At 66.9% G+C, this 12,984-nt stretch carries 10 protein-coding genes and 1 pseudogene; 4 read left to right on the top strand and 7 right to left on the bottom strand.

Annotation, left to right across the window (positions count from 1 at the left end; genetic code table 11):
- Positions 1-51 precede the first annotated feature (51 nt).
- Positions 52-1,008, top strand: a complete 957-nt coding sequence (locus tag OHZ10_RS33145) for a mannuronate-specific alginate lyase (RefSeq protein WP_342706294.1) — start codon at positions 52-54, stop codon at positions 1,006-1,008.
- A gap of 108 nt (positions 1,009-1,116) precedes the next feature.
- On the opposite strand, the gene OHZ10_RS33140 is transcribed toward OHZ10_RS33145, so the two are convergent.
- A complete protein-coding gene (locus OHZ10_RS33140) occupies positions 1,117-1,734 on the bottom strand; it encodes a hypothetical protein (RefSeq protein ID WP_342706293.1) in 618 nt (205 codons plus the stop codon).
- Positions 1,735-1,843: 109 nt separating this feature from the next.
- Between OHZ10_RS33140 and OHZ10_RS33135 the strand changes: the two are divergent.
- The 3 genes and pseudogenes from OHZ10_RS33135 to OHZ10_RS33125 all read left to right on the top strand — a co-directional run.
- Positions 1,844-1,993, top strand: a pseudogene (locus tag OHZ10_RS33135) (flavin reductase family protein); the annotation flags it as partial.
- Between the two features lie 36 nt (positions 1,994-2,029).
- Positions 2,030-2,986, top strand: coding sequence for a SphA family protein (locus OHZ10_RS33130; protein WP_174992373.1), 957 nt, complete (start codon positions 2,030-2,032; stop codon positions 2,984-2,986).
- Between the two features lie 146 nt (positions 2,987-3,132).
- Positions 3,133-4,395 carry a serine hydrolase domain-containing protein gene (locus OHZ10_RS33125; RefSeq protein ID WP_342706292.1) on the top strand — a complete coding sequence of 421 codons (1,263 nt, stop codon included), beginning with the start codon at positions 3,133-3,135 and terminating at the stop codon, positions 4,393-4,395.
- 15 nt (positions 4,396-4,410) lie between these two features.
- Here OHZ10_RS33125 and OHZ10_RS33120 read toward each other — a convergent pair whose 3' ends face one another.
- The 6 genes from OHZ10_RS33120 to OHZ10_RS33095 all read right to left on the bottom strand — a co-directional run bounded on the left by OHZ10_RS33120 (position 4,411) and on the right by OHZ10_RS33095 (position 12,968).
- Positions 4,411-5,385 (bottom strand): hypothetical protein, encoded by a 975-nt coding sequence (locus OHZ10_RS33120; protein WP_059241407.1) that lies wholly within the window; start codon positions 5,383-5,385, stop codon positions 4,411-4,413.
- Positions 5,382-5,900 (bottom strand): (2Fe-2S)-binding protein, encoded by a 519-nt coding sequence (locus OHZ10_RS33115; RefSeq protein WP_175846067.1) that lies wholly within the window; start codon positions 5,898-5,900, stop codon positions 5,382-5,384. Before OHZ10_RS33115 ends, OHZ10_RS33120 begins: the two co-directional genes overlap by 4 nt.
- Positions 5,897-8,632: a xanthine dehydrogenase family protein molybdopterin-binding subunit gene (locus tag OHZ10_RS33110; RefSeq protein ID WP_342706291.1), complete on the bottom strand. Its 2,736-nt coding sequence runs from the start codon at positions 8,630-8,632 to the stop codon at positions 5,897-5,899. The genes OHZ10_RS33115 and OHZ10_RS33110 overlap by 4 nt, the downstream gene beginning before the upstream one ends.
- A gap of 941 nt (positions 8,633-9,573) precedes the next feature.
- Complete coding sequence (locus OHZ10_RS33105) at positions 9,574-10,554, bottom strand: type II secretion system F family protein (protein WP_059241404.1); 981 nt, start codon at positions 10,552-10,554, stop codon at positions 9,574-9,576.
- A 36-nt stretch (positions 10,555-10,590) separates the two neighbouring features.
- A complete protein-coding gene (locus OHZ10_RS33100) occupies positions 10,591-11,568 on the bottom strand; it encodes a type II secretion system F family protein (RefSeq protein ID WP_174992370.1) in 978 nt (325 codons plus the stop codon).
- A gap of 32 nt (positions 11,569-11,600) precedes the next feature.
- Entirely contained in the window at positions 11,601-12,968 is a 1,368-nt protein-coding gene (locus OHZ10_RS33095) for a CpaF family protein (protein WP_059241402.1), read from the bottom strand.
- Between the last annotated feature and the right edge of the window lie 16 nt (positions 12,969-12,984).

Here is a 12,984-nt window from a genome sequence, read left to right as displayed (position 1 = left end):
CGGCGTCGACCGCGGGCACCCGGCGTCACGACCGTCACCACCGGGGACCGTATGCGCTGCCTGTCGACTCGACCGCTGTTCGCCGTGTTGCTCTCCCTGGGCGCGCTATTCGGCACCGTGCCACCGGCCCGCGCCTGCGACATACCGCCAGCCGTCACGACGATCGATCCGCCCGGCTACTATGACGACGCCGCCGGCTATGCGCGCGCCGTGAAGCCGATGCGCGATTTCATTGCCCGGCTCAACACGGCGGCGGACCACGGCGACTGGTCGTGCGCATCGAGCCTGCTGGAAAGCTGGGCGCAGGCCGATGCGCTGATGGGCCGGATCTCGGGTTACCAGGGCCATTACGAGCGTTCATGGGCCGGCACCGATTTCGCGATGGTGATCCTGCGCATGCCGCGCGACGTGCGCGATGCGAATCGCGCGCGCCTCGATGCGATCGATCCGTGGCTCGAACGCATCGCGATCGCCACCCGCGATGCGGAAGCGATCAACCACCTGCACAACAACCTCGTGTACTGGGCCGGACTCGACCTGATCGCGATCGGCACCGCGACCGGCAACGCGAGCCTCGTCGATTCGGGGCTGCTGCGCGTTCGCGAAGGCATCCGCGACATCGGCCCGGACGGTTCGCTTGCACGGGAAGTCAAGCGCGGCAACCGTGCGCTGCACTACCACACGTTCGCACTGCTGCCGCTCGTGTTCGCGGCGGAGCTCGTGCAGCAGCGCCATATCGATCTCTATCGGGAAAACGACGGTGCGATCGGCCGTCTCGCGAATCTCGTGATCGCCGCGGTGGAGAATCCCGCGAGCTTCGCGGCCATCACGCCGGTCAGGCAGGACCTGTTCCCGTGGACGTTTCGCGATGAACTCAGTTGGGTCGAGCCGTACTTCGCGCGCTTTCGCGATCGTCGCCTGCCGGCAATCATCGCACCGCGCCGCCCGTTCGACGAATGGCGGCTGGGTGGCGACGTGACGGCGGTGTGGGGCGCGCCGCTGCCATAGGCCCGGCACCCCGCACGCGGCACATCCTCGGCGTTGACGTATCGTTGATCGGCCGTTTTTCGCGCGAATGTTGCAGCCGCCACTGCCGCTCGAAGCCCATCGGCACGGTCATTCGCGGTTTTCCGAATCGCCTGCGAGCCGCTCGTTCAGCACGCGCGCGTCTGCCTGCCGATCCAGCGACAGGCACACGTCGCGCAACGCGTCGACGCGCGCACTGTCGAGCGCCGTGCTTGCCAGCGCACGATATTTCGCCAGCAGCGCCGCATCCGGCAGCGGATTGCGCGGATCGCCGAGTGCGATCGGAACGTGACGCGATTCCCGCGTCCCGTCCGCGCGCTGCAAGGTCACCGTCGGTTCGTCGAGATCGCCGAGTGCCGGATCGACGTCGACCGTGATGCGCGCGAGCAGCGCGGTCACGCGCGGGTCGGCGCGCCGGTCTGCGCGATAGGCGCCGAGCCCGGTATCGCCGAACACGAGCGCCGCCGCAACGGCATACGGCAGGCTCATCTGCGCGGACGACAGCGTCGACAGGTCGCGACCGCCACACATCCGCGCAACGAACGCGCTTGCGCGCACCACCACCCGTTCGAGCGCGTCGGCATCGAACGTGCGGCCGTCCGCGAGTTGCAACGTCGCGTCGACCGCCGCATGGGCGCTGCGGCACGACGCGTGCGGCTTGATCGAGCAGCGCATCAGCTTCCAGTGCGCACCAAGGCCGTCGGTCAATGCGTCGGGCGCGTGCGATTGTGCGGCGAACGTATTGAAGAAACCGCCCCACACGTCGTCGAACACGCGGGCGGGGCCGCTCACGCCTTCCCGTGCAAGCAATGCTGCCAGCAACGTCGGCCACTACGAAGGCGGCGATCACCTGCTCTTCATCGGCGAGATCGAGCAGTTCGATGCATTCGGCAAGGCGCCGCTCGTATTCCATGCCGGCCAGTATCGTGCGATCGCCGATCATCCCGATCTTTTACGCACCATTTGATTAGTTATACATACAAATAACCAGGAGGTGGTGAACATGAAATTCGGCTCTCGCCTGCTCGTCGTCGCAGGCTTCGCGATCGCCGGCCTCGCCGGTCACGCGCCGGCCAACGCGACCGACCTGCCGTCGGTCAACCTCGGCATGACCAGTTTCCTCGACGGAATGCCGCCGGCCGGCGCCGGCTGGTACGGCACGCAGTACCTGCAGTACTACACGGCCGGCCGCGTCAACGACAATGCCGGCAACAAGGTCGGGCTGCCGAAGCAGGACATCGACCTGTTCGCAGGATTGAGCCAGCTCGTCTACCAGTCGCCGCTAGCGTTCGCGGGCATGCATCCGGGCCTCGACGTGATCCTGCCGTGGATCGCGTCCGCGCGGACCGACGACGGCATCGGCAACGTCGCGCTGAATGCGCGCGCCGGCTTCGGCGATCTGCTGATCGGCCCGTTCATCCAGTTCGACCCGGTGATGGGCGCGCAGGGCCCGCGCTTCGCGCAGCGCGTGGAATTCCAGTTCATTGCGCCGACCGGCGCATACGATCCGTCGCGCGCGATCAACCCGGGCAGTCATTTCTGGTCGTTCGATCCGTACTGGGCCGCCACGCTGTGGCTCACGCCCAGATGGACCGTGTCGTGGCGGCTCCACTATCTGTGGAATGCGACCAACCATCGGCCGGCCACGTCGCTCGGGCCCGACGTGACCTCGACGCAGGCCGGCCAGGCGATCCACGTGAACTTCGCGACCGAGTATGAAGTGCGGCCCGGCCTGCGGCTGGGGCTCAACGGCTACTGGCTGCGCCAGACCACCGACATGAAGGAAAACGGGCAGGACGTGCCGGGCACACGGGAGGCCGTGTTCGCGGTCGGGCCGGGCGCCATGGTCAGCTTCTCGCCGCACGACCACCTGTTGCTCAACGCGTACTTCGAGACCTACGCGCGCAACCGGCCGCAGGGGACACGGATGGTGCTGCGCTACGTGCATCACTTCCAGTAACGCGGGCGGCCGGATCAACGGGCCGGATCGCTATCTCCAGACGAATCCGGACGAAAGCAACGCGTGCTGCCGTCCGGGATGCGCCTGTCCTATAGTTTTGGAGAAGGTGGAAACGAAGTTCGTCACGAACCCGGAGGGACCGCGCCATGGCTACTTCAGCAACCTTCCGGTGCTTGACGCGCGCGGCGAAACGGCTCGTGCGGCGCCTGGTTGCCGTCGCACCGGCCGTCGTGATCGGGCTCACGGTGTCCGCTTGCGGCGGTGACAGCTCGCCCTCGTCCGGCGGGCCCGCGTTCGCGAACGCGGCGCGCCCGCAGATCAACGCCTTGCTCGCCGACACGATGACGCCCGGCGCCGTCGTCTACGTGCAGTCGCCGCAGGGCAACTGGCTCGAATCGTTCGGCACGGCCGTGCGCGGCACGAACACGCCGATCCCGACCAGCGCGCATTTTCGCGTCGGCAGCATCACGAAGACGTGGACCGGCACGGTGATCCTGCAACTCGTGCAGGAAGGCAGGCTGAGCCTGGGCGACACCGTCGACAAGTTCGTCGCCAACGTGCCGAACGGCAACATGATCACGATCGAGCAGTTGCTGAGGATGCGCAGCGGCCTCTACAACTATTCGACCAGCCTCGCGTTCAACCAGACGCTCGATGCGCAGCCGGACAAGGTCTGGACGACGACGGAATTGCTGGACATCGCCGAAGGCCAGCCGGTCTATTTCGCGCCGGGCGCCGATTTTCGCTACTCGAACACGAATACGGTGCTGCTCGGGCTCATCATCGAGCAACTCACCGGCATGAGCGCGGCCGACGCGATGAACGCGCGCCTGTTCGCGCCGCTCGGCCTGAGCAACACGTTCCTCCCGCCGCAGGCGAATACGGCGCTGCCGGCGCCCGCGCCGCACGGCTATCAATGGGGCACCAATGCGGAGACGACCGACAGCGACGCGCTGTCGCCCGAACGCCAGGCGGAAGCGAAAAACGGCACGCTGCTGCCGACCGACGTGACAGGCGTCAACACGTCGTGGGCATGGACGGCCGGCTCCGGCATTTCAACCGTGACCGAACTGGCCGCCTACGTGCAGCGGATGGTCGGCGGCGGCTACCTGAGCGCCGACCTGCAGGCGCAGCGGCTCGCCAGCTGCACGCCGATCGATGCGTCCGACCCGATGTCGCCCAGCTACTGCATGGGCCTGGCCAGATTCGGCACGTTTTATGGCCACACGGGCGAGATACCGGGCTTCAACACCTTCATGGGCTACGACCCGGCCACGAAAACGACGATCGTCACGTGGGCGACCACGGCGGCCGCGCCCGACGGACGCGCGCCGGCCAACGTGATCGCGCAGATCATCATGGGCGAGCTGAGCAAGGCGGCGGAAGTGCCGAGCGAAGGGCGGCCGTGACGCCGTGCGGGCGGCTTATTTCGCCGCCTGCGCCGCCGGCGTGAAGCTGCACTTCGGATCGTTCTTGCCCCGCGCCGAACAGCATTCGAGCAAGTCGCTCACCGACTTCACGTTGGCCGCGTTCCATTCGTCGAGGCTGCGGTTGTTGTCGATCGGCATCCAGTGCGTCAACGGATAGCTGCTCGCCAGCTGGTTGCTGCCTTTCGGCGGCGGCAGCAACCCCGCCGCGAGCGGCACGTAGATCTTGCAACTGTTCTGGTCGCCGATCCGATGGCAGCCGATGCAGGTGTTGCCGGGCGTGCTGATCGCGTGCGACGTCCACGACGCGAAGTCGGCGCCGAGATTCACGTACTTGCCCCACGGGTCGGTCGGCACGCGGTTCCACACCTGCCCGAGCCACGGGCTGTACATCACCGGGCTCGCATCGTGGCACGACACGCAGCGCTTCGTCGCGGTCGCCGCCGGCTTCCACCAGAATTCCGCGGCCGACGGCCGGCCGGGCGGCGGCGTCGTCTCGTTCGGCGGCGGCACGCGCGACGCGTCCATGCCGCCCGTGCCGCCCTTGTCCGCATGAAACCAGCAGGTCTTGCCGTTGCGCACATGGTGCAGCACGATGTCGACTTCGTCGTAGTACGGGCTGCGGTTCTCGCGAATCTGCTTGCGGCGGCAAAACGCCGAGATCTGCGTGTCGCCGTGCGACAGGTCGAGGATCTTCGAATACGGCGTGCATTGCCCGGACGTCGGCGCGTCGTACGGCAGCAGCGCCGGGCGGTCGCACGTCATGTGCGCCACATACCGCACCGGCACGCTGCCGTTGACGGTGATCGGGACGTCCGTGCCGCTGTTGCAGTCGAACGCGGGAATCTCGCCGATTTCGTCGGTGCACTGCTGCGCATATTCGTGCAGCGATGCACCGGCGCCTTCCGCGGCAAACGAGGCGGGCGCGGCCAGCAGCATCGCCAGCGCCGCGACGCAGGTTCTGATCGTCATGCCGCCTCCTTCGTGTAGCGCATCGCCACCTTGCGAATGGCCTCGATGTACTTGACGTAGCCGGTGCAACGGCACACGTTGCCGCCCACCCATGTTTCGATCATCGCGTCGAGTTCGGCGACGTGCACGGGCTGCGTGCGCAGATGATCGAGCATCGCGGTCGCGGCCATCAGGAATCCCGACGCACAGTAGCCGCACTGGAACGCGAACGATTCGAGAAAGCTCTGCTGCAACGGCGACAGCGTGCCGCCCTGCGCGAGCCCTTCGATCGTGTACACGTGCATGCCGGCCATTGCGCTGACCGGCGTCGAGCACGACAGCGTCTTTTCCATCGGCGCATCGGGTGCGTTACGCACGCCGACGGTACACGCCCGGCACACGCCGATGCCGCAGCACAGCTTCGTGCCCGTCAGGTCCTGCCGCTCGTGCAGGAAATCGATGAGGTTCATGTCGCCGTCGGCGGCGGCCGCCTCGACGGGCTGACCGTTGATGACCATGCGGACCGGATCGCTCATTGCAGTGCCTCCCGAATCTTGTCCGGCGTCACGGGCGTGACCCTGAATCGCCGTCCCGTCGCCATCGCCAGCGCATTGAGCAGCGCCGGTGCGATCGGGCACATCACCGCTTCCGCGATGCCGCGGGCATTCGCGGGGTCGTTGCCGGGCGGCGGCAACGCGATCAGCTCCTGCGCGGGAATGTCGGGCAGGCGCGTCACCTCGTAGCGGTCGAGGTTCCATCGGCCGCCACCCGGCCCGTCCGGCCCGAGCGGACACGTCTCGGTCAGCACGTTGCCGATCCCCATCGCGACCGCGCCCTGCGACTGTCCTTCGACGAGCTCCGGCGACAGCTGCCGGCCGACGCTCACGGCCGTCACCACGCGCTCGACCTTCACCCGGCCGCTCGCCGGATCGACGGACACGCCGACGAGCGACGCCGACGGCGCATAGGTCGTGCGCCCGTAGAGCGTCGTGTCGACCGGCGGCGCCTGCAGCGTGCGCGACAGCGGTGTCAGGAAATACGGATCGAGGCCCACCGCCACGTAGTCGTAATCGATCTGCGCATTGCCGGACGCGAACGGATAGGTGCCCTTCCAGAAGTACCCGGCATAGCTCGCATGCACGGCCGCCACCGTCTGCAGGCCCATCTTCGTGATCGTGGCGAGCAGCGCCGGCCACGGAATCGGTGCGGCGCCGTTCGTGACGAGCGCGCGATCGACCCAGCGCACGTCCTCGGCGCGGACCGGCAGGCCCCACCACGCCCGCGCCGCCGGCAGCACGCTTTGCAGGAACAGCGCCTGCGCCGCGCCCTTCACCGCGTGATACTGGTGGAATGCGCCGAGACAGGCGCTCGACGATCCATACGTGTAGCGCACCGTCTTCGGATTGGTTGACGGATTGCTCGACCGCGAGAGCCCGAGCGCGTTGAACGGCCCGATCTCGCTCATCGCAATCGTTTGCGCGTTTTGCCCGAGAAATTCGGCCGGCGCGAGACCCAGCGTCGTGGCCGCGCCGTTGCCCATGTCGGTGTACGGCGTGACCACGCGCAGCCGGCTGTCCGGCAGGATCTGCACCATCCCGAACATCCCGTCTCCCGAGGTGCCGTACGCCTCGTTCGCCATCGCGAGCCCGACGCCGTAGCGCAGATTGCGCGCGCCGCGTTCCGCACGGGTGCGTTCGCGGTCGCGCCACAGCGGATGCTGTTCGAGCCGGTCGAGCAGCGCGTCGAGCTGCAGGTCGAACAGGATCGGCGCGCCCGTGATCGCCCGCCCCTTGCCGAGGCCGGGCGTGTTGCCGAGAAAATTGGCGCGGCGTATCGCGAACGGCGAGAGCCCGAGCCGGCGCGCAGCCTCGTCCATCAGCGTCTCGATCGCCATGAACGCCTGCGGCCCGCCGAAGCCGCGCTGCGACCCGCCGAACACTTCCCGCGTATAGGTCGAGGCCGCCTGCGCGCGGGCGCGCGGGATCTCGTAGCAGCTCATCGCGCTCAGCGCGGCGAGCTGCGCGACGTACGGCGACAGGTTCTTCTTGCCGCCGCCGTTCATCAGGAAGTCGCACGTGACCGCTTCGAGCTTGCCGCGGCGGTTGAACCACAGCGATTCGGAGAACTGCGTTTCGCAGCGCTTCAGCCCGACCTGGAACTGCTCGTAGCGTGATTGCTGCCAGCGCAGCGCGCCCTTCGCGAACGGCGCGGCGAGCGCCAGATAAAGCGGGAAGTAGGATTTGTCGCGCCCGCCGAAACCGCCGCCCGGATAGCACGCGATGACGTGCGCTTCCTTGACCGTTACGTCGCTGTCCTTGAACAGCCCGATCGCGCCGGTCGCATCGTCGTTCGCCGATTGCGTGCCGAGCACGAGGCTCATTTTCGCGGTGGACGCGTCGTACCACGCGAGCCCCGCTTCGGGCTCCATGAACATCGGGTCCATCGCCGGCGTCTCGAATCCGTCGTTGCCGGTCGCGCGCACGCCGATCCACGTACCGGCGGCCGCGTTGCGGGCGATCGTCGCGTCGATGTTGACGACCGCGTCCTCGCGTTCCTTCAGGTACTGTTCGGTCGGCTTGCCGCTGCTGTCGGCCTGGTAGTTGTCGACGTAGTTGAAGCGGCGTTCGTCGTCGCGCACGTAGACGGTCACGGGGGAATACGGCACGGCCTGCGCGGCCGTCGGCGGCGTGACCGGCGCGCCGTAGCGGATCACGCCGCGGTTGAAATCGAGCAGTTTCTTCGCGCGCCGATAGGCATCGAAGTTCTCGAAGATCAGCAGCGCGGCCGGTTGCCCGTAGCAGTCCGCCGGGTAGCCGGTCCGCGCGAGCCAGTAGATGTCCTGGTTCGGGATCGGATCGGGAACGGGCGCCAGCGGAATCCGTCGCGCGGTCAGAAACGCGTTGTCGACAACGGCAATCGGCCGCAATTCCGCGGGCAGCACGCTCAGGTCGTAGCCGTCGTACACGGCGTCGACCCGATCGCACCGCAACGCATAGAGCCAGCTCTCCTGCTGCGGCCAGCCGACGAAGTCGCGCGACTTGAAATCGCGCGCATAGATTTTCTGGCCCGTGATCTTCGGCATGCCGTCGATGCGCCAGCGCGCCTTGCCGGGCACCGGTGCCCAGCTGGGCCCGCTCGTGCCGTCTTCCGCCGGCTCGGCAGCGCCGAGCGCCAGTGCCGGCAAATGGGTGATCGAGATCGCGACGACCGCGCCGCTCCCGGCCAGCTTCAGAAACGTCCGGCGTGTGACAGGCAGATCGATGGCCATGCTGTGTCTCTCATTCGATTTGTTATGCCGGCACCGCCGATGCACGACACGCGTCGTCACGCCGGCCGTGCGCGGGCCGCTTCGCGTGTGCTTCGGCGTGCGGGATGGGTCGGTGCGGAAACGGTCTGGCGGGCGCGGTTGGGCGCTTGCGGTCAGGAACCGGGAGGAAGCGGACCGGGGAAGGTGCGCGGCGGATTCGCGGGGCCGTCCCAGCCCCATGGGCGCCTGCTCGATGAAGCGTCAGGCAGCGTGCTTGCCGTTGCTTGCTTGCTCATTGTTTCCCCCGGCCTTGATCGTGCGTGACTGGCCTGTTTTCCGTATTGTCGGGCAGTCTCTTGATTTTCAAGTGTTTTTGTTCGGCTTTACGGTACGTGTAACGATGGATTCGTCCGTTCCGTCATGCGAGTTTGATTTTGAATAATGTAGAAATTCGAGCCAGGTATTTCAAGGAGATTTTCGGACGACGCTCGAGACGCCGGTGCAAGCGGCTCGTCGACCGCCAGCGGGCGGGCGCCCACCATCAATTACACAATGCTTTCTGCAAATTTGCCATTTCGGCAAACGCGGCGCATTCCCGCCGTTCGCAAAAGACGAACGAGAAGCAATTGCAATCGACAACAGAATGAACAATCCCGCGCATGATTCAATTAACTCGATGGCGGGGGTTCATCCCTGCGACGTCGCTTTCAGCCGCATCGCGCCATGCCGGCAACGCGGCTTCAGAGGTTAGCGGTAGGGGGCAGCCGCGAAGGCGGTGGACTACGGCTTGTTCCATGGCCGACCATGGGTCCAGGATGCATTGACGCCGCTATGGTCAACCTGTCTCGCGGCGCCGCCTGGGGAGGGAGCCTCCATGAAGCCTGTTGCCGTGCCGGCCGGCGGGGGGCGGGCCGGCACGCCCATCCTTCATCGGCGATCCCGGCGCGACGCCGGTTCGCCGCTCACGGTGCGACGCCAACGAATGTCGGCAGCAGCACGCGATACACGTGGATCATTGCCGGGCCGAGCAGCACCATCATCAGCGCGGGGAAGATGCAGAAGATCAGCGGGAACAGCAGCTTCAGCGCAATCTTCGCTGCCCGCTCCTCCGCACGCATCCGGCGCCGCGTGCGCAGCATGTCCGACAGCACGCGCAGCGATTCGCTGATGCTCGTGCCGAAGCGGTCGGCCTGGATCAGCATCGCGCAGAACGACTCGATGTCCTCGACGCCGGTCCGCAGCGCGAGATTGCGCAGCGCCGTCTCCTTCGTGAAGCCTGAGCGCATCTCGAGCAGCAGCAGGTCGAGTTCGCTTGAGACCACCTCGCTGCTGAAGCGCAGTTCCTCGCTCACCTTCATCAGCGCCGCGTCGAGCCCGAGCCCCGCTTCGACGCACACCGTCAGCAGGTCGAGCGCATCCGGGAAATCCTCGAAGATCTTCTGCTGGCGCACCTTGACCCGCTGCGACAGCACGATGTTCGGGATGTAGTAGCCGATCCCGGCGAACGCGACGAGGATGATCGACAGCAGCGCGCGCTCGTCACCGAGCGACGTCGTGATCAGCACCAGCAGCGCTGCGCACGGCAACCCGAGCGCGAGCGCCGTCTTCGCCGTGAAATACAGCGCGGCCGAGCTCTGGTTGCGCCAGCCGGCGTTCATCAGCCGGATGCGCAGGGGCGAATTCTCCCAGCCCTCCTTCGGCACCGACAGCTTCGAGATCGGGGTGGACAGCTCGACCAGCTTCGCGACCCAGCGCGACGCCATGTCGTCGCCGTCGCCCGTCCCCCCGACGGCGGTCCCGCCCGCCCCGGCCCCGCCGGCCTGCTGGAGCCGGCGCTGGATGCTGCGCGGCGCGAACAGCAGCATCGCGATGAGCACGCCGCCGGCCACGAAGAGGAACAAGCCGCCCAGCATCACGGCCTGGATCACGCTCAGGTTTTGCATGACAACCTCGCAACGGTTCGTTATTCGGCACGCGCGTCAGACGCGAATGCGGACAATACGACGGATCCAGAACAGGCCGAACAGCATCGACACGAGCATCGTGCCGACCATCCTGATCCCGGCCGGATCCTCCCAGAGCACGGACAGGAATTCGCGGTTCAGCAGCGCCATGACCGCGGCGGTACCGAACGGCAGCAGCCCGAGAATCCATGCCGACAGCCGCCCTTCGGCCGACAGCACGCGCACCTTGTCGAACAGCTTGAAGCGCTCGCGGATCAGCGCGGCGATGCTGTCGAGCAGCTCGGCCAGGTTGCCGCCCGTCTCGCGCTGGATCAGCACCGCGATCACGAAGTAGCGCAGGTCCTGCACCGGCACGCGCGTCGTGAGGTTCATCAGCGCATCGTGCAACGACACGCCGTAGTTGACCTCGTCGAACGTGACGCGGAATTCGCCGCCCATCGGATCGGGAAACTCGTCGCCGACCATCCCGAGCGTGCTCGTGAACGAATGACCGGAACGCAGCGCGCGCGCGATCATGTCGCAGATGTCCGGCAACTGCCGTTCGAGCTTGCGCATCCGGCGCGCGCGGCGGCGCATCACGTGCATCATCGGCAGGCATCCGGCGAACAGCGCGACCGGCAGCCCGGCGAATTGCGGCAACCTCGCGACGCTCATCCCCAGCCACGCGAAAGCCGCGAACAGCGCGCTGAGCGTGATCAGCTTCGGCAGCGTCCAGTCGAGGCCCGACTGCTGAAGCACGAGATCGAGCGCCTGCACGCGCGGCACGCTCAGCAGCAGCCGGTCGAACGGCTTCGATTCGTCCAGCATCCGCTTCTTCAGGATCGACAGCCGCTCCTGCTGTACGTTGCCGCCGGCCGACATCGCGCGAATGCGCGATTCGATCCGGCGCGCGGCGCTGCCGTGCCGCGCGTTCCACCATTGATAGGCGCCTTCGATCGCGAGCACCACCGCGACGAAGGTGAGAATCACAAAGCCGTAAAAGATCGTGTTCATGAAGCCTCCCCGGAGCTGGCGGCGACGGGCCGTCAGTTCGTCTCGTAGCGCTGCGACGGGTCGTAGAGCGAATCCGGCAGGTTGATGCCGAACGCCTGCAGCCGCTCGACGAACTTCGGCCGCACGCCGGTCGCGCAGAAGTGGCCGCGGACCGATCCGTCACGATCCACGCCCGTACGCTTGAACGTGAAGATCTCCTGCATGTTGATGATGTCGCCTTCCATCCCGGTCAGTTCCTGGATGCTGACGATCTTGCGCTTGCCGTCCGTCAGCCGCGCCGCCTGCACGACCACCGAGATCGCCGACGCGATCTGCTGGCGCATCGTCTTCGGCGGCAGCGTCAGGCCGGAGACGCTGATCATGTTCTCGAGCCGCGTCAGCGCGTCGCGCGGCGTGTTCGCGTGGATCGTCGCGAGCGAGCCTTCGTGGCCGGTGTTCATCGCGTTGAGCATGTCGAGCGCTTCGGCGCCGCGCACTTCGCCGAGGATGATCCGGTCCGGGCGCATCCGCAGCGCATTGCGCACCAGCGTGCGCTGCGTGATCTCGCCCTTGCCCTCGATGTTCGGCGGGCGCGTTTCGAGGCGCAGCACGTGCGGCTGCTGCAGCTGCAGTTCGGCCGCATCCTCGATCGTCACGATCCGCTCGTTGCGCGGAATGTAGCCGGACAGGATGTTGAGCAGCGTCGTCTTGCCGCTGCCGGTGCCGCCCGACACCAGCACGTTCACCTTCGCGCGCGACAGCGCGTCGAGCAGCTCGGCCATCGGCGGCGTCAGGCTGTGGTAGCGCACGAGGTCGTCCATCTTCAGCGGGTTGACCGCGAAACGCCGGATCGACATCAGCGGCCCGTCGATCGCGGACGGCGGGATGATCGCGTTCACGCGCGAGCCGTCCGGCAGCCGCGCGTCGACCATCGGGCTCGATTCGTCGATGCGGCGCCCGACGCGCGACACGATCTTCTCGATCACCTTCATCAGGTGCGCGTCGTCGTAGAACGTCACGTCGGTCAGTTCGAGCTGGCCGCAACGTTCGACGTAGACCTGCCGGTACGTATTCACGAGGATGTCGGAAATGCCGGGGTCGCGCAGCAGCGCTTCGAGCGGGCCGAAGCCGAACATCTCGTCGTACACGTCGACCGCGAGCTGCCGGCGCTCGATGTCGTTCGCCGGCAGCCGCCCGTCGTCGAGGATGCGCGCGATCAGCGCGCCGATTTCCATGCGGACCGTATCCTGCGGCAGCCGCGACAGGCGCTCGAGCTCGACGCGTTCGAGTACCGCCAGGTGGATTTCGCGGCGCAGCTTCTGGTATGCGTCGCGCACCGACGAATGTGCCGGACCGGCCGGTTCACCACCCGCCACCAGCGGCTGGGCCCGGTGCAAGGACATCTGTTCGCGCAATGACATGATGGTTCCCCGAAAA

Source organism: Burkholderia arboris (genome assembly GCF_038723655.1).
Lineage (GTDB): Bacteria > Pseudomonadota > Gammaproteobacteria > Burkholderiales > Burkholderiaceae > Burkholderia > Burkholderia arboris.
The sequence above is the reverse complement of the archived record's forward strand: the minus strand, read 5'-3'. Positions and strand labels throughout refer to the sequence as shown.